We start from the raw sequence: 16,270 nt of genomic DNA on the forward strand, positions 1-16,270 counted from the left end.
TGGTTGCTTAGGGAGCCAGAGCTTTTGCAATGAACCATGAAGTCCAGTGCCGTGTACTTTAGATTTCAGCGATCTTTGGCCTACGTTGGATGATCCACTTCATGGTCGCTGATCAATGATGCGTGCGTCTTAACAAAACTAGTCGGACGGTGAGTCGGTAGTAGTACCGAGTGTCATCAGAGTTGTTTCGCAGGCATTGATCAAAAAACCAGCGTATGTGCTTGTGTTTCCACGTCCACGGATTTTCGCATTGCCATCGCTGCTGAATTGCCGCTTGCATGATTCGGGCTTGACGTAGGTGTCGTTGCTGCGTGACCTTCGAGACAGTCAATACGCCGCTCAGGAATAACGCCATGTTGAAGGGCTTGCTCACGCTCGACCTCCTATGTAGTCCGAAACCACATCGATCCGGTTATGCCCGAGCTCAAGGCTGATCTGTTGGCGCGCCTGCTGATCAAGGTTGCGGTCAATGCGATAGCAGTGGCCACCATTGACCGGTGCGGCGTGGCCAGTGAGCTGTTCGTAACGCTCGCAGGCGTAGGCTGCTCGCAGTTCATGAAAGCCCTTCAGCCCGTGTTCATGTAGCGTGTCGCGGGCGGGGAGCACGGTCTGTTGCAGGAACGCGGCGTAGCTTTCGTCTCGGGCCAGCAGGTTGCGACTATGGGGCGGCGACGCATGACGAGCCAACTGCAGCGCCGCCTTCACCTCTTCATTAGCCACAACCCATCGCGGCGCTGATGCCCCTGAACGGCCGCCTTTGGTGCCGTCCTGAATGTTGATGCGGCCTAAGTGTTCGGCTTCGCGTTGCAGTCGTGGCAGGTCAGCCAGGATAGCTTCGCGCAGGCGCATGCCGGTTTCTCGGGCCAACAGGACAATCACCGCCACCCGCTCGTGTTGCCGTTCGCCAAGCACCTTAAGCACTCGCCGCAGCTGTTGGCGGTCTTGGCCATCCGGTGCACGGGGGCGTACGGTCGAGCGTTTCTGTCCCAACGCCTGACTCGGGCTGGCGATCCTCACGTCCTGATTACCGCGCAGCGCAACGAGGGTACGGTTGACGCTGCTGAGGCGGTTCTGCGCGGTAGCGATGCAGAGTTCACCTTGCTGGATCTGCTGGCGCAGGTATGCGGCGTAGTCCTGCAGCGTCCGTCGATTGATCTGGCGCGCATCGTTGTAACCGGGACCCTCCTCTGACCGACACCAACGCACGAACGCTTGCCAGCGATCGCTATGCGCTTTGACCGTGGCGAAGTGGCCGCCGGCAAACAGATCCTTGAGTGCTTGTGGGCCGGCGTAGCTCAGCTGGCGGCCATAGCCAAAGTTGCGACCCTCACGCCGACCGACCAAGGCCATCATCATCACCGTTTTCGTTTGTTTGCAGAAATAGCAGCAAGGCTTTCCAGTGGGGGCTGAGCCTGTCCATCTGCTGCCAGTGTGTCGGGCGGATCACGAGGACGTTCTCCCGGTGTTGCAGCAGCGCCCCTTCCTCACGCAGTTGCTCGATCAGCAGGGCGATGTTGGCAGGGGCCAGAGGTGGTGTGGCGACAGCGGCGACAGTGGCGACAACCCGCGTCGTTTCTGGCCTGGTGCGTGGCGACAGGGTGGCGACAGGGTGGCGACAGAGGCGGCGACACGCTGCGACTCGGGCGGCGCTTGATGTTGCGCCTGGTAGCGGCGCACCGCGTCATTGAGGCGAAACATGGCGGACCTCGAAAGTTTTTCCGTCGCGGCTGCTCAGCCAGCAATGAGTGATCAGCTCGACGAATAAAGTGGCGGTATGGTCAGCGCTCTTGCGGGCAAAACGAGGGCCGTTGCGATTGACGTCGCGGACGGTGAACTGGGTCCAGCCTTTCTGCACCAGCCAGCGCAGCAACCGATCCGCTTCCTCGCGTCGGCTATTGACCGGCTCCTGTTCGGTCAGGCGCTGAATCTCGGCCAGGTAGTAATCCATCAGCGTGGAGGCGCGCTGGATGTGTGCTTCGTCCAACGCACTTGCCTCTTCCACCATGGCCAGCACGCCTGCGATACGTAGTACATTCGCCGCGGCCTTGCCCGCGACAGGCTGGATACCGGCCAGCTCGCCGAACTCGCCGGACTGGCATTCGATGGTGTCGTGAATATCAATCCAGGCACGACGGGCACGGGAAGTCAGCTCCAGTGTGGTGGGATTGAGTGAACCATCCTTGTGAAGTGACCAGGGCTGTTGCAGTAGGGCGGTGATCCGCTGTTGGTAGCGCTGGACTTTGACATCTCTGGTCAGGTCGTTTGCCTTGTAGAGTCGCTGGCCGGCCAGGCGCTCGGGCCAACTGATCAGGCAACGGCCGAGGATGCCTTGGCCATTGATCACCGGGTGTTTGAACAGCTGGTTGGCCAGGTAGGGCTGCAGCATCAGGTGCAGACTGAGGCGGCGGTCATAGGCGCGCAGGCTTTCTCCGGCCATGGAGCGGGCCCGGTCGATCGGGCTGCCATCCCACAGCATGGACAAGGTGGTGATTGCCTTGAGCAGATTCTCTTTGCTCATGGTGCTGCTACCCAAGAATTGGCCACCTTCATCATTGAACAAACCCATGCTGGGCAAGCCATGGCACAGGCTTTTGACCAGGGCCTCGATAGTGGGCTCGGCAATGATCAGTCTCGGCGGTACCGGCTCGGATGGCTCACCGCCTTCCGCCTCCGCGTGTCTCCTTGAGGTTTTGGGTTTGTCCCTGATGCTGGTAGCGGCGCGATAGACTTTGAGCTTTTCCGCATACAGGGTCCACTGCTGTCGTTCCCAATCGCGCGCCGTCTTCAGTGCCAGATGACCCATCGCCCTTTTGCGATCCCCCGAGGACGCCACCGTCAGTAGGTAGAGGGACAACGGATAGGTTCGGCCGTCGAGTTGGACATTGGCATGACCCTGGCTCACCAGGGCAGCGCTGGCCAGCACCGATTGTGCAGCCATGGCACAGGGCACGCCGATCACCTCGGCCAGTCGTTCGACCGCAGGGCCCAACAGATCCCCGAGTGCTTCGACCGGGTAGGGCAGTGGCGCCTGCTGGTATTCCAGCAATAGTTGTGGTGGCTCGAACGCTTCGCACAGTTGCATCGCACTTCTCCTGAGATTATCGACTTCGTCCTCACTCATCCCGCCACGGTTGTTGAGTGTTATCAGGGATCAAGGCCCCTGCGGCCTGTGAGGGTTGTCCACTCACGCGGGACTTACGGCTCCCGACCGGGAGCTTGGGCATCTCATGATCTGGCCTCCTGAGCACTTCCGAAGACGTGGGCGGGTGGAGGCTGCACTGGCTGACGAGACCGGTGCCGCGAGATCCTGAGTCGGGTGAAGGCAGTGATACGATGACCGGGGCATGCCTGACTGTCAGTCAGGTGCAGTCCATTCCTTGGGCTGCGGCACCATCATGTTCATCGCTGTTGCTGGTGACTTCGGTGTTTGTCACGCCGATTGTCACGAGGGGGAATGCCGCAAAGCCTTGTACGAGTTGGGCTGCAGCAACGGTAGGAGCGCCCGTCTCTTTCCGGAAGAAAGAGACGGGCGCAGGTTGGCACAAGGAAATGGCCAAGCGGATAGGTTGCTGCAGGGCAGCTATGAAAGGGATGAGTTGCCGCAGTGGGCACACTGATAAAAGTAGGCATCCATCACATCGCTGTGACCGTGCGAGCCGCCGGACGCTAATCGCACTTTGGGAGAACCACCACGGTGTGGCGTAGCCTTAAAGGTTCGGGCTACCTGGGTTGCTGTCAGCGACAGCGCTGGTACAGTTCTGGTTTAGCGCTCGTTCTGCTCGAGGTCAACCGTATTTTGGAGGGCGGCTGTTGCGCCAATCGAAAGCACTGGAAGACCTTGGAGGCCGGTGGCTTTCCATGGTCGGGTGGTCGTTTGTCGGTTTTTAATGTGAGCCTGCGTAATTGCATGGACTTGACCACCCATTTGCATCGTTACTGACCAGTCAATCGCATTCGTGCTGATCAACCGTTTGCATTCGACGTGACCAGCAAACGCCGTAGTGACGACCGGCGGAGAACGGCCAATAGCGGTCAGTCTACTGATCAGGTGGAGACGGCTAACTGGGGTCAGAACCTCAAGAATCCCCGCACGTTGGCGAACCACAATCCGCAGGTATACAGTCGCGGATGTGGGCAATTATTTATAAAAGGGGGCTGCCGTCGGCGCAGGCGGATGGATGTGGCGAAGGAAAATTGTTCAAAGCAAGGTAATGCGGATAAAGGAACATGTATGGCATCATAAAGCCATCAATCATGCGCCGAGACTGAAGATGGAACTGATAAGTCAAGAAAAGATAATGCAAGTCCTCGACTGGGCCTACGAGAGATCTGTGAATGGATTCTCCGGTCTTGATTCCGCCGAGGAGCTCGCAGCCAGCTACGCCAAGGAAGAAAGCCCTGCCTACGATCAAGCTAATTCCCTGATTCGCTGGCAGAACACCAAATCGGCCACCTCAGGCTTCATTACCGGCCTCGGTGGATTGATCACACTGCCCGTCGCGTTGCCCGCCAATATCACGAGTGTGCTTTTCGTACAAATTCGCATGATCGCCGCCATCGCCCACTTGGGTGGCTACGACGTCAAGGATGACAAGGTAAAGACCCTGGTTTTCGCCTGCCTCACAGCTAACTCCGCCAAGGAAGTGCTGAAAGACATCGGCATTGCCGTCGGCAACAAGCTGGCGATGAACGCAGTGAAGTCGATTTCCGGTAAGACGCTGATAGAGATAAACAAAAAGGTAGGCTTCAAGCTGTTCACCAAATTTGGTGAAAAAGGCGTGATCAATCTCGGTAAAGCCGTGCCCCTGCTGGGTGGCTTGATTGGTGGAAGTTTCGATGCCTACACGACCAACACCATCGGTAACGTAGCGCGCGATACATTTACACCAAAAGAAGTCGCGACGGCATAACGACCCGCCTTAGTGATAGCCGGATTTCCCTGTGGCCAGGCGTCAGCTCCCCTGCCACAGGTTAAGTTTGCTGGGGGTAATTGGGGTAAATAAATCTGTCCCTTCACCTAGCACTACACAGCGTGAATCGGCCCATTCGTGGATGCTGACTGGCTGCTTTAGGCTGTGGATTCAACCGGTCGATGCAACAGATTGGCTAAATCGTTCAGCGGACGTTTCGTAGTTTAGTGTTTTCCGAGGACTGGTATTTAGCTGCCTTACCACCTCATTGAGCGTGACTTGCGAGTGATCAGCAAGGTCAGTCCCTTTCAGGAAGTACTGTCTTAACAGCCCATTGGTGTTCTCATTCGAAAAGGGATTGGCATGGCCAAGCTCATCAAACTATCGGATACATCCTGGCAACAGCCATTCCGCGACCGTAAAAAGGAACACATTCTTTGGGGCTCCCACACCGAGGTTCGTGAAAACTGCAATTTCGTAGACGGCACACGCCGCCTCCTACAAATCTCATTCGAGCCACGATTCGAACTGGATATCGTCGATTACTTTCAGATCACTAGCGGACGCGAGATCAAGTTCCCGAAAGCGCTCGTTGATATGATCAGCCCCATGGTGCTGGAAAATTCCGAATCCAGCTTCATTGTTACCGTGCTCGATGCCGTTGAACATGAAGATGGCCAGGTCAGGAGTACAAAAGATTTGGCTAACCTGATTACCGCTCGGGCAACGACAATCATGGCCCGCGTCGGCCAGCAGAAGTTCAGGAAGCAATTGATGGGGTTTTGGGGTGATGCTTGCGCACTCTCCGGAGTAAAGGAACCCAAGCTGCTGGTCGCATCGCACATTGTTCCCTGGAGCCAGTCAGAAGCAGATTCCAAGCTCGATCCATTTAACGGCTTGCTACTGGCGCCACACTACGATCGTCTGTTTGACCAAGGTCTGATCTCATTCAAAGATGATGGCTCTATTCTGCTGTCCAGCATTGCCGAAAAGCTGCCTCCAGAGTTTGGTCTGTCGAAATCCATGAAGCTACGCAAGCTCAATCCAAAGCATTTGCCCTACCTTGCTTCCCATAGGGATACGTTCGGCTTCGCGTAGCCCACACCCACCAATATCAAAGCTGCCGGGAGGTAGGTCGCACTCAACGGCATGGGCTGAACCGTACCAGATTTAATCGACGCTCATGAAAGGCCGGCACTGACCGATTACGCCCTCTCTTGAAAGGCGGCTTACTATCCAAAGCTCGCCGTAAGGGCTAACGAATTGCTACCACGATTAAGTGAACCCTATACGCTCACGGCGTGGTCCATTACGCGAAAACAGAACACAAACGAGGAGTACAACAGTGAGCAATGGCAACCGCCCGCCGGTATGGCAGATGGTTCGGGAAGCAGCGCAGCAGATGAACGGGGAATGCACATACCCTGCGATCAAAGCAAAGGTAAGGTCGATGTATGGTCATGACGTCAACGACAGTTCGATGACATGCAGCATCATCTCGGGGGCGGTGAATCACCCATCACGTATTCACTACAACGAGAACAAGAAACCACGGCTCACCGACACGGCCTACGATTACCTGTATAGCACTGGGCGCGGCCTGGTCGTTTGGTACCAACCAGAGAAGCACGGCGTGTGGGAGATCGCACAATCTGGCGATGGCGCACTGATTGTCCGCCTCGCTGACGGGGTGGGTGAGAATCCGCTGCCGATCGTCGAAGCTGTTGAGGCATCCGATGAGGCGTACGGCATGTTCGCTCTGGAGGCACACCTGCGCGATTACCTCGCAAAAAAACTTCCAAGGTTACCTGGCCACGATGCGCCGCTCACGCTATACCGCACGGACGATCGAGACGGCGTGGAGTTCCAAACTGACGTCGGCCCGATCGACATCCTGGCGACGGGAAACGGCGACTTCTACGTCCTCGAACTGAAAGTAGGCCGTGGGCCGGACGCGGCAATGGGACAAATCCTTCGTTACATGGGCTGGGTGAAAGAGCACCTCGCGGGCGAGAGGAGCGTGTATGGCGTCATCGTCGCTTCTGACATCGGCCAAAAACTACGGTACGCGGCATCACAGGTGCCAAACGTACGCCTGATGGAATATGACCTTGCTGTGTCGCTTCGATCGGTGGCCCTGCATAGTTGACCGGACGCCACCCCTCCTAGCAAGGCCGTGACCAGCCGACATCTTCCCGTGAATAGAGCGTTGAACCGGCAGAGTCACGGTCTCTTTTTGGCCGATTGTGTTGAAAAAGTCGGCTTCGGTTTCCACGGCAGAAAAGTGCGCCTCTGAGATTGAAATCTGTGTTTAGCGCAGAAGGTTCAGGGCTCAGATTGACGTAGCGGCGTGCAAAAAAGGCGCTTTCACCGCTCATTGTATGGGTCACCAGGCCGGGTCGACTGTTTCAACACATTCGGCCGGTTGCAGTCCTTAAGTGCTTGGCTGACGCTTTCGCGGCTGAGTGGCATCCGCTGACAATCATCAACTGCAAGCGGCTGGTCAGCGCGAATGCGAATGACTGGTCAGTGGCAATGCAATTAGGTGGTCAAGTGAGATGCCATAGCGCAGAGCCCACGCGAATGGGAATGCGGAGCCTTCCCGCCCGCATGGACTTAGTCAAAAGGCCCCAAGAACAAGGCTTGCAGTGGCGACAGTCGCCACTTCTGTCGCCGTGCAACAGGCCAGATATTCGCGGGTTATCGCCGGTGTCGCCAAATCAAGCATCACTCCATCTGGGGAGTCATTCTCGGTTACTTGCGGCGTCCGGTGAGCGCTTACCTTATAGGCACGACGTTGTGGTCCCTAGTTTGATTGATCGAAGATGCCGACAAGTTGCCAGTAGCGGCATGCTGTATGTGTTCGCTCCACCAGATCATCATCGGGCGTCTTCTCTCAATGTAATCTGCACGATTGTAGGCGCTACGCACCTCATCTTTGTCCGCGTGTGCAAGTGCGACTTCGATCAGCTCTGGGTCCCATCCCTGTTCGTTCAGGATGGTGCTCGCCATGGAGCGCATGCCATGACTCACCAATCGACCTTCGAAGCCCATACGCTTCAAGGCCATGTTTGCCGTCTGGCTGTTGCAGTGATCCCGAGGATCTCTGTCGGCCGGGAACACGTATTTTCTGTGTCCACTGTAGGGTTTGATCGTCTCCAACAGAGCAAGTGCGTGTTCGGTCAGCGGTATGACGTGGGCACGGCGCTTCTTCATACGCTCCGCTGGAATCGTCCAAGTTTTCTTGTCGAGATCGATGTCAGCCCAAGAGGTCGTCGCGGCCTCGGCGGGGCGGGTCATGGTGTGAAGCTGCCATTCGATCAGGCAGCGTGTTGTTCTCTTAATACTCGCATTGGCAATGGCAATCATCAGTTCCGGCAGCTCTTCAGGACGGAGGGCGGCCATGTTCTGTTTTTTCGGTTTCTTGAAAACGGCCCTAATACCACTGAGCGGGTTGGCGAAGATCATTCCCGAGTTCACGCCGTAGGTCATGATCTCGTTGAGTCGTTGTGTCAGTCGCTTCACTGTTTCCAGGCTGCCTTTGGCCTCAATCGGGCGAAAGAGCTTGATCACCATAGGAGCACTGACTTCAGAAAGCGGCGTCGATTTCATGCTCGGAAAAACATGCAGCGTAAGTGAACGCCAAATATCCTCGGCATACGCTGGCGTCACTGAGTTTTTCTTCAGTTCGAACCAGGCGGTGGCTATCTTCTCGAAGGTGTGTTCGGTCTCAGCCGGTCTGGCTTGCCTTTGCTCATCGCGCTGGGCTTTGGGATCAATGCGTTGAGCAAGTAGCTCTCGCGCCTCGACTGCTTTCTTCCGAGCATTCGCTAATGAGAGGTCGGGGTATGGGCCGAGCGCCATATTAAGACGGCTTCTGGTCAACGGCTCGCGATAATTGAAATTCCACATCATCGAGCCGCTGGTGCGTACTCGAAGCTGCAAGCCATCGCCGTCGCTGAGGACGAAGTCTTTACCAGTTGCCTTGAGCTGGCGATCAGAGAGGAGGGTTGCGTTAGTAGGCATGGGCGCCACCTCCAGCACCGTTTTGGTATCCTGAAAATAGCATTTGGTAGTTCGGGATACCACTTGGGATACCAAGGCGGCTGGAACTCGCAAAATCCTCCAAGGCCCCCCAAATCGCTGAACTCCCTGTATCCACTGGATTTCAGGCACAAAAAAAGACGTCCGTGGACGTCTTTAGATGTAAAGTTGGTGGAGCCGGGGGGATTTGAACCCCCGTCCGCCAGTACTCCGCTGTCGGTACTACATGCGTAGCCGTTTCTATTAAGTTAACCCTCAGCGACCCGAAGGGCAGGGTGCTTTGGGCGAGTTGTGTAAGTTTTAGCCGCTTCGTCCACAACGTACTGCACGGCGATTCTGTTCTATATGACAATCACTTTGGGTTTACAGACATCCCCTGATGATTGCTGGACCCGAAGGTACCAGGAGGGAAGGGCTAAGGCTGCTTACGCAGCGAGAGCGTATTCCCCGTAGGTTTCGTCATTGGCAACTATAGAAAGTTGCAACAGTGGATTTACGAGTTCTGTTACCAACTCGGCATGCACCTAAAGTTTCGCGACCGGCGTCGAATCCTAAACGGCCCCGTGCCTGTTGCTCTGTGAATCAAAGTGAGCAACAAGCCTGCGCAGTGTACGCCAACGCGCCCCAGAAGGCCAACCGGAAGGTTGGCTTCCTGGTGTGTCAGTTGCGTGTTGGATTGCGGATCTGCATTTTTGTGATCAGGCCATTGGTGACTTCAACGCATTCCTTGTCGTTCCCGGAAGCCTGTGCCGACTGTGCTTTTTCCTGAGCCTCTTTGACGTTGTTCATCGAGGTTTCCGGAATGGAAGGCTGGCTGGTCACAAAGTCTTTAATGGTTTGAAGATTCCCGGCACACAGGTCTTTGTCTGCCGCAAACACCGGCGACGCCAGAAGTGCACCAGCGATGAACAATCCAGCAATTGCAGAATGCTTCATGGGTATCTCCTTGAACGATGGGGGCTCGGTGCTGCCGGACGGTCTGGCGGCGATGCCGAGGTCATGACAGGCCACGTTAGTGTAGTGCCTGTTTAATCGACCGCCACGGCACGCAGGAATTCGGTTTTTTTACATTTGGTATGAAAAGGCCATCGCACCAAACCCCTGGCCGATGACGCTGAATCCAAGGTTGGTCAGCCCATGCATCATTTTTTGGTGTCACCAGTGGTTTTCTGGATTTCCAGAATGGTTTGCTGGGTTTCCGCCAGGCAGTCGTCGATCTTGCCTTGAGCTTTGAGGGCTTGGGCTTTGCTCACGCTGGCCGAGACGCGTGCATTCAGTTCAGGCGACGATTGGTATTGCGCCTTGGCGTTGTTGATCGTCTGCAAATTCGCTTCGCAGAGGCTGGTTGGCTTGTCAGCGGCGAACGAGGTGGACGCCATCAGTGAGGCAGTAACGAACAGACCTAACAGTACAGAACGTTTCATGTGTATCTCCTTGAACTGAGGGTCCAGGCATCGCTGGCCATCAGGACGGGCTGCCGAGTGTGGGGTAGGTCCCAAATGTGCGGGACTTGATCAGTGGACTGCGGCGCGGCGTCAGGGTTCTATTTTTTCTTTAGATGGCCCGTGTCCGCGTTACCCGATCCACCAGATAGACCAACCCGTGGTAGTCAATTCCACCGTGTTGCGTCAGGCCAATCTCACAGGTGCGACTGGTAGAAATCCCCTCACCGCAGTGCTGCACCGCATCCTTGAGCGTGCGCAGTGAATGGGCGTTCAGTTCCGGCGTGGTAAAACCCTTGTCCCCCGCAAACCCGCAACAATGGATGCCTTCGGGGATGACCACGTTGTTGCTGCATTTTCGCGCCAGATCAATCAATGCCTGGCTCTCGCCGAGGTGTTGAGTACTGCAGGTGACGTGCACCGCAATCGGCGCTTCCTGCGGTGTGAAATCCAGTCGATCCATCAAGTGCGTACGAATGAAACGCACCGGGTCGTACAGGTCGAGTCGAACATCGCCCAGGTCCTGAACCAATCGCAAGGTGCACGGGCTGGTGTCGCAGTAGATCGGATCGAGCCCGCCGCGGCTGGCGTGCAGCAGCGCGCCAATCAATTCCTGGCGCTTGTGTTCGGCTTGTTCGGCGTAGCCTTTGGAGGCGAATGGCTGACCGCAGCAGAGGTTGTCCTGGTTGTCCGGGAAGACGACCTGGTAACCGGCCTTTTCCAGCAACCCCCGGGTTTTGTCGTAGAGCGACATTTGTTCTTTATCACCCGCCGTCGGGCCCATGACCCGCGAGACACACGCCGCGAGATAAACCACCCGAGGGCGTTCGTCCGACACGCTCGGGCTGAAGCGAATGGCTTTTTCCGGCTGCGGCATGGCGTTGGTCCATTGTGGGACCTGGCCTTTGGACAACCGCGTTAGCGTTGCCGACAGCTTCGCCAGGCGTGGCGCTCCCAGCAGCATTCGCGCACCGTTGGCCACGTGCAGGGTAAAGCGCGCACCTTGCAGCGCAGTGGCGAAGTTGCCTTCCAGCCAGTTGGCGGTTTTCGTGTGTGTCGCGTTACGGCTGCGGAGCTTTTTCACCAGCTCGCCGGTGTTGATTCCTACAGGACAACGCTGTGCACAAAGTCCCGTGGCGGCGCAGGTGTCGATGCCCTGGTATTCGTAAGCGGCTTCGAGTTCGGTGGTATCGACGCCGGCGCGTTTCTTCGCCTGAATGTCCCGCCAGATCACGATGCGCTGGCGCGGGCTCAGGGTCAGGCCTTTCGACGGGCAGACGGGTTCGCAGAAGCCGCACTCGATGCACTTGTCCACAATCTCATCGGCGGCGGGCAGCGGTTTCAGGTGTTTAAGGTGGATCTGCGGATCGTCGCTGAGCACCACGTCCGGGTTGAGAATGCCGTTCGGGTCGAGCAGGCGTTTGAGCTGCCACATCAATTGATAGGCATCACTGCCCCATTCCAGCTCAACGAAGGGCGCCATGTTACGGCCAGTGCCGTGCTCAGCCTTCAGCGAGCCACCGAACTCCACGGCGACCAGTTGCGCCACGTCGTCCATGAACGCCTGATAGCGTGCGACTTCTTCCGGATTGTTGAAGCCTTGGGTGAAGACAAAGTGCAGATTGCCTTCCAGCGCGTGTCCGAAAAGGATCGCTTCGTCGTAGTGATGTTTGTCGAACAGCTCGATCAAGCGGTTCACGCCGATGGCCAGTTGCTCCACCGGGAAGGTCACGTCTTCGATGATCACCGTGGTGCCGGTTTTGCGCACCGCACCGACGGCGGGGAAAGTGTCTTTGCGGATCGCCCAGAGCCGGGCGTTTTCCAGCGGATCTTCGGTGAAGTCGACCTGTTTTTCCACTGGGAACGAGGTCAGGGACGCCATGATTTGCGCCAGTTGTTCGCGTAGTAACGTGGACGATGCAGCGCGGGATTCGATCAGCAGGGCACAGGCATTGTTCGACAGGTGCTGTACGAAATCCGGCATGCCGGGTTTGTTCTGCACCGAGCGCAGGCTGCGACGATCCAGCAGTTCCACGGCGGACACCGGTTGGCTTTTCAGCACTGTGACTGCGTTGCAGCAGGTTTCCACGTCCGGGAACACGATCAGCGCCGAGGCCTTGTTCGGATGGTCGATTACCGTGTCGTAGGTCACCGCGCTGATGAAGCCGAGCGTACCTTCGGAGCCCACCAGCAAGTGGCTCAAGATATCCACAGGCTCGTCGAAATCCACCAGGGCGTTGAGCGACAGGCCGGTGGTATTTTTCAGACGGTATTTGTGGCGAATTCTCGCGGCTAATTCGGAATTGGCGCGGGTCTCTCGGCCCAACGTCGCCAGACGCTCCAGCAGTTCGGAATGGCTCTGACGAAACGCCGTAACACTGGCAGCATCTTCGGTATCGAGACGGCTGCCATCAGCCAGCACCAGACGAATGCCCGCCAGTGTGTGATAGGTGTTCTGCGCCGTACCGCAGCACATGCCGCTGGCATTGTTGGCAACGATGCCGCCGATCTTGCAAGCATTGATCGAGGCCGGGTCCGGACCGATCTTGCGTCCGAATGGCGCCAGCCACGCGTTCGCCTGCGCGCCGATCACCCCCGGTTGCAGGCGAATCTGTGTGCCCAAACCACGAATCTCGCGCCCGTTCCAGTTATCCCCGAGTACGATTAATACTGAGTCACTGATGGCCTGCCCGGAGAGGCTGGTGCCGGCCGCACGAAAGGTCACTGGGACCTGATCCCGTTGCGCCAGTTTCAGCAAGGCAACCACTTCATCTTCGGACTCGACGCGGATCACCAGTTTCGGAATCAGCCGATAGAAACTCGCATCGGTACCGAAGGCCAATGTCGACAGCGGGTCGTCGAAACGTCGGTCTTCAGGGATCAGTTGCTGCGCGTCACGCAGGAAAGCAGTCGGTAGCGTCATTGGTTCTCCAGGATCAGCACAACCAGATCTTTCGGGCCGTGGGCGCCGTAGGCCAGCACTTGCTCAATGTCGGCGGTTTTCGACGGGCCGGACACCAATAAAGCGTTGGTCGGCATGCCTTGGGCCCACTCGAATTCCTGCTGCACTTGATAGAAGTTGTCGCGGATTTCACTGGCCTTGAGCAGGGCGAAATGTACTGGCGGCACCAGGCTCATCAGGCGCGGTTCTTCCCGCGTCGGCCAGAGAATCAGACTACCTGTCGCAGCGATTGCGCCGAGGGTAGTCGTGAGGCTGGCCGGGGTGTCGTTAAACAGTTCGGCTTTCCATTCCTCTACCGGGCGGTCGTAGGATTTGAGCGTTGGCAGGTCGGGATTTTTCGACCAGTGCTGAGTGACCCGTTGACCGTGAGGTGTGGTCGGCGCGATCAACAGGCTCGGCAACTGACGATCCCTTAAAAGCTGCGCCAACAGTTCGGGCCAACCTTCATCGGAGGTCAGATGGATTTCGGTGTGCACCGCTTCCATCAGTTTGCGCAGTTGCGGGATGCGTTGTTCAGGCGTGTAGGTGTAGGGCGCAGTCACCAGTTCGACGTCGAATTCGTCAGGCACCGGCGTAGTGCCGATCAGACTGTTCCTCAATTTAGCGAGGATGTTTTGCTTGGCGTTCATCAACGATCTCCCTGTTTGGCCAGATGCTCGCGGGCCATGTCATGCAGCGAGCGGGCAGCGGGTTTTGGCGCGCTGTGGTTTTGCGTCCACGGGCCTACATTACTCGGTGCGAGGGCACGCAGGCGCGTGGCGAAGAAGCCGAACAGGCGATACAACGTCGGCGAGCTGTTGAGCCTGGCCCAGGCGTTCCAGATAAAGCGCTCTTTGCGCGAGTACTTGCTGCCCTGGCCGCGCATCACTTGATGCGGGCTATCCGGGGCTTTGACGTTCTCTTCCCGCAGGCGCCGCAGCAGTGCGGGGATCGGGATTTTTACCGGGCAGACCTCACCGCAGGCACCGCACAGCGACGACGCACTTGGGTGGTCCGGGACCTTCGCCAGGCCGACCATGTGCGGGGTGATGATTTTTCCGATAGGCCCAGGGTAAACCTCCCCATAGGCGTGGCCGCCGATTCGGGTATACACCGGGCAATGATTCATGCAGGCGCCGCAGCGGATGCAGTTCAGGGTCTGGCGCAATTCGCTGTCGGCGAAGGCCTGGCTGCGGCCGTTGTCGAGCAATACCAGGTGGACTTCCTGCGGGCCGTCGAGCTCATGCTCCTGGCGCGGGCCGGAGATCATGTTGACGTAGGTGGTGATCGGTTGGCCGAGGGCCGAGCGGGTCAGCAGCGACAGCAGCGGTACGACGTCCCGCAGGTTTTCAACGACTTTTTCGATGCCGGTAACGGCAATATGCACCGGCGGGACCGTGGTGGTCATGCGGCCGTTGCCTTCGTTTTCCACCAGCAGCAGGGTGCCGGTTTCGGCCACGGCGAAGTTGACGCCGGAGACGCCGATGTCCGCTTCGAAGAATTTCTGCCGCAAGACTTTGCGACCGATCTGAATGAGTTGGTCAACGTCCTTGGTGTATTCCACGCCAAGTTTGTCGTGGAACAAGGACGCGACCTGACCGGCATTCTTGTGGATCGCCGGCATAATAATGTGTGAAGGCTTCTCGTGGTCGAGCTGGACGATGTACTCGCCCATGTCCGATTCCAGGCATTCAATGCCCTGTTCAGCGAGGAAATGATTCACCTCCATTTCTTCGCTGACCATCGATTTGCCCTTGATCACTTGCCGCCCCTCGTGAGCGCGGATGATCGAGAGGACGATGCCATTGGCCTCGTCCACCGTTTCCGCCCAGTGCACTGTCACACCGTTGCGGGTCAGGTTCTGTTCAAGCTGCTCGAGCAGGTCGGGCAACTTGGATAACGCACGGGCGCGGACAGCATTGCCCAGCACTCGCAAATGTTCTCTTTCGTGGGCATCGCTGAAGGACGCTGCCCGTTTTGTCATCAGTGAATCCATCGCGCTGCGAAAGTTGTTTCGCAGTTGCGTGTCAGCCAAAGCCTCGTGAGCCCTGCTGCGAAAATCTTCTTCTACGGCAACCGTAGGAATAATCACGGAAGCGTTCATTGAACACCTCCGGTTCGCTGCCAAAGGAAGCTGGCCAGGTGTTGGCCGCGCAACGCTTCCTTCTGTTTTTCCAGCGAGCCGTTGATGTTCATCAAACAACCGCAATCGGCGCTGAGTACCTGGTGCGCGCCGGATTCCTTCAGCGACCGGGTCTTGTCAGCTACCATCGCGCCGGAAATGTCTGGCATACGGACGCTGAAAGTCCCACCAAAGCCACAGCATTCACTTTCGTGGCTGTGATCGACGCGCTCCACGTTGCCCAACTGCGCCAACAACTCACGGCCGTGCAAGTGGGTGTTCATCTCCCGGCGTGCCGAGCACGATGTGTGCAGCGCCACTTTCACCGGTTCGCCGCTGTCCTTGAGCTGCACCTTGCAGACAAACAGCAGGAACTCCGCCAACTCATACGTCCGGGCCGCGAGGGCCTGGACTTGTTTCAACGTGTCCGGCTCGTCCTTGAACAAGTCGGCGTAGTGTTCGCGCAACATGCCCGCGCAAGAACCCGACGGCACCACCACCGGATAATCCCCGGCAAACAGCGCCAGTTGCGAGCGCGCCACGGTCCGGGCCTGCTCGGTGTAACCCGAGGTGTAGGCCGGTTGCCCGCAGCAGCTTTGCCCTTGCGGGTACTCGACACGAATGCCTTCGCGTTCCAGTAGGTGGATAGCGTCCATCCCGGCTTCGGGGTAGAACAAATCCACCACGCAGGTCCCGAACAGGTACACCCGTGAAGGCTTCTCGCTGGGGTATTGCCGAGGCGTGGGCAGTGGCGGGGCGACGCGGGTCGCGTTCGGCACAGCGTTGTAAAAAAGCTCGCTCATCAGGCGTG

General features: G+C 57.5%; 13 protein-coding genes, 1 other RNA gene and 2 pseudogenes. 3 read left to right on the top strand and 13 right to left on the bottom strand.

Annotated features, from left to right (window positions below; translation table 11 throughout):
* Nucleotides 1–112 precede the first annotated feature (112 nt).
* From JFT87_RS28330 to JFT87_RS08555, 4 genes and pseudogenes are all read right to left on the bottom strand, one after another.
* Nucleotides 113–373, bottom strand: coding sequence for a hypothetical protein (locus tag JFT87_RS28330; RefSeq protein ID WP_342367170.1), 261 nt, complete (start codon nucleotides 371–373; stop codon nucleotides 113–115).
* Entirely contained in the window at nucleotides 370–1,350 is a 981-nt protein-coding gene (locus JFT87_RS08550; protein WP_201205124.1) for an integrase domain-containing protein, read from the bottom strand. Before JFT87_RS08550 ends, JFT87_RS28330 begins: the two co-directional genes overlap by 4 nt.
* Nucleotides 1,328–1,698 (bottom strand): annotated as a pseudogene (locus JFT87_RS28335) (hypothetical protein). Before JFT87_RS28335 ends, JFT87_RS08550 begins: the two are co-directional and overlap by 23 nt.
* Nucleotides 1,682–3,082, bottom strand: coding sequence for a YfjI family protein (locus JFT87_RS08555; protein WP_201200427.1), 1,401 nt, complete (start codon nucleotides 3,080–3,082; stop codon nucleotides 1,682–1,684). The pseudogene JFT87_RS28335 and the gene JFT87_RS08555 overlap by 17 nt, the downstream one beginning before the upstream one ends.
* Before the next feature lie 1,216 nt (nucleotides 3,083–4,298).
* On the opposite strand from JFT87_RS08555, the gene JFT87_RS08560 reads away from it, so the two are divergent.
* Nucleotides 4,299–4,910 (top strand): EcsC family protein, encoded by a 612-nt coding sequence (locus JFT87_RS08560; RefSeq protein ID WP_223522833.1) that lies wholly within the window; start codon nucleotides 4,299–4,301, stop codon nucleotides 4,908–4,910.
* Between the two features lie 171 nt (nucleotides 4,911–5,081).
* Here JFT87_RS08560 and JFT87_RS08565 read toward each other — a convergent pair.
* Nucleotides 5,082–5,261 (bottom strand): annotated as a pseudogene (locus JFT87_RS08565) (transposase); the annotation flags it as partial.
* A gap of 12 nt (nucleotides 5,262–5,273) precedes the next feature.
* Between JFT87_RS08565 and JFT87_RS08570 the strand changes: the two are divergent.
* Together JFT87_RS08570 and JFT87_RS28665 are read left to right on the top strand one after the other, a co-directional pair.
* On the top strand, nucleotides 5,274–6,008 hold the full coding sequence (locus JFT87_RS08570; RefSeq protein WP_201200430.1) for an HNH endonuclease: 735 nt from the start codon (nucleotides 5,274–5,276) through the stop codon (nucleotides 6,006–6,008).
* A 247-nt stretch (nucleotides 6,009–6,255) separates the two neighbouring features.
* On the top strand, nucleotides 6,256–7,059 hold the full coding sequence (locus tag JFT87_RS28665; protein ID WP_201200435.1) for an endonuclease NucS domain-containing protein: 804 nt from the start codon (nucleotides 6,256–6,258) through the stop codon (nucleotides 7,057–7,059).
* Nucleotides 7,060–7,688: 629 nt separating this feature from the next.
* Here JFT87_RS28665 and JFT87_RS08580 read toward each other — a convergent pair.
* From JFT87_RS08580 to JFT87_RS08615, 8 genes are all read right to left on the bottom strand, one after another.
* Nucleotides 7,689–8,936, bottom strand: coding sequence for an integrase domain-containing protein (locus JFT87_RS08580; RefSeq protein ID WP_201200439.1), 1,248 nt, complete (start codon nucleotides 8,934–8,936; stop codon nucleotides 7,689–7,691).
* Nucleotides 8,937–9,123: 187 nt separating this feature from the next.
* Nucleotides 9,124–9,517, bottom strand: a transfer-messenger RNA (tmRNA) gene (gene ssrA / locus JFT87_RS08585).
* 97 nt (nucleotides 9,518–9,614) lie between these two features.
* Complete coding sequence (locus JFT87_RS08590; RefSeq protein WP_201200441.1) at nucleotides 9,615–9,890, bottom strand: hypothetical protein; 276 nt, start codon at nucleotides 9,888–9,890, stop codon at nucleotides 9,615–9,617.
* A gap of 206 nt (nucleotides 9,891–10,096) precedes the next feature.
* The gene (locus JFT87_RS08595) at nucleotides 10,097–10,378 is read right to left on the bottom strand and encodes a hypothetical protein (RefSeq protein ID WP_201200442.1); all 282 of its coding nucleotides are present in this window, start codon (nucleotides 10,376–10,378) and stop codon (nucleotides 10,097–10,099) included.
* 130 nt (nucleotides 10,379–10,508) lie between these two features.
* Nucleotides 10,509–13,319 (bottom strand): FAD-binding and (Fe-S)-binding domain-containing protein, encoded by a 2,811-nt coding sequence (locus JFT87_RS08600; protein WP_201200443.1) that lies wholly within the window; start codon nucleotides 13,317–13,319, stop codon nucleotides 10,509–10,511.
* On the bottom strand, nucleotides 13,316–13,987 hold the full coding sequence (locus tag JFT87_RS08605; RefSeq protein WP_201200444.1) for a LutC/YkgG family protein: 672 nt from the start codon (nucleotides 13,985–13,987) through the stop codon (nucleotides 13,316–13,318). The genes JFT87_RS08600 and JFT87_RS08605 overlap by 4 nt, the downstream gene beginning before the upstream one ends.
* The gene (locus JFT87_RS08610; RefSeq protein WP_201200445.1) at nucleotides 13,987–15,441 is read right to left on the bottom strand and encodes a LutB/LldF family L-lactate oxidation iron-sulfur protein; all 1,455 of its coding nucleotides are present in this window, start codon (nucleotides 15,439–15,441) and stop codon (nucleotides 13,987–13,989) included. Before JFT87_RS08610 ends, JFT87_RS08605 begins: the two co-directional genes overlap by 1 nt.
* Nucleotides 15,438–16,262, bottom strand: coding sequence for a (Fe-S)-binding protein (locus tag JFT87_RS08615; protein ID WP_201200446.1), 825 nt, complete (start codon nucleotides 16,260–16,262; stop codon nucleotides 15,438–15,440). Before JFT87_RS08615 ends, JFT87_RS08610 begins: the two co-directional genes overlap by 4 nt.
* Between the last annotated feature and the right edge of the window lie 8 nt (nucleotides 16,263–16,270).

The sequence above is a fragment of the Pseudomonas sp. TH15 genome (assembly GCF_016651105.1).
GTDB lineage: Bacteria > Pseudomonadota > Gammaproteobacteria > Pseudomonadales > Pseudomonadaceae > Aquipseudomonas.

Excerpts from the sequence above, each read along its gene's own strand:
- JFT87_RS08550 (WP_201205124.1), bottom strand. The coding sequence starts at position 1,350 with ATGGCCTTGGTCGGTCGGCGTGAGGGTCGCAACTTTGGCTATGGCCGC.
- JFT87_RS08555 (WP_201200427.1), bottom strand. The coding sequence starts at position 3,082 with ATGCAACTGTGCGAAGCGTTCGAGCCACCACAACTATTGCTGGAATAC.
- JFT87_RS08560 (WP_223522833.1), top strand. The coding sequence starts at position 4,299 with ATGCAAGTCCTCGACTGGGCCTACGAGAGATCTGTGAATGGATTCTCC.
- JFT87_RS08570 (WP_201200430.1), top strand. The coding sequence starts at position 5,274 with ATGGCCAAGCTCATCAAACTATCGGATACATCCTGGCAACAGCCATTC.
- JFT87_RS08580 (WP_201200439.1), bottom strand. The coding sequence starts at position 8,936 with ATGCCTACTAACGCAACCCTCCTCTCTGATCGCCAGCTCAAGGCAACT.
- JFT87_RS08590 (WP_201200441.1), bottom strand. The coding sequence starts at position 9,890 with ATGAAGCATTCTGCAATTGCTGGATTGTTCATCGCTGGTGCACTTCTG.
- JFT87_RS08595 (WP_201200442.1), bottom strand. The coding sequence starts at position 10,378 with ATGAAACGTTCTGTACTGTTAGGTCTGTTCGTTACTGCCTCACTGATG.
- JFT87_RS08600 (WP_201200443.1), bottom strand. The coding sequence starts at position 13,319 with ATGACGCTACCGACTGCTTTCCTGCGTGACGCGCAGCAACTGATCCCT.
- JFT87_RS08605 (WP_201200444.1), bottom strand. The coding sequence starts at position 13,987 with ATGAACGCCAAGCAAAACATCCTCGCTAAATTGAGGAACAGTCTGATC.
- JFT87_RS08610 (WP_201200445.1), bottom strand. The coding sequence starts at position 15,441 with ATGAACGCTTCCGTGATTATTCCTACGGTTGCCGTAGAAGAAGATTTT.
- JFT87_RS08615 (WP_201200446.1), bottom strand. The coding sequence starts at position 16,262 with ATGAGCGAGCTTTTTTACAACGCTGTGCCGAACGCGACCCGCGTCGCC.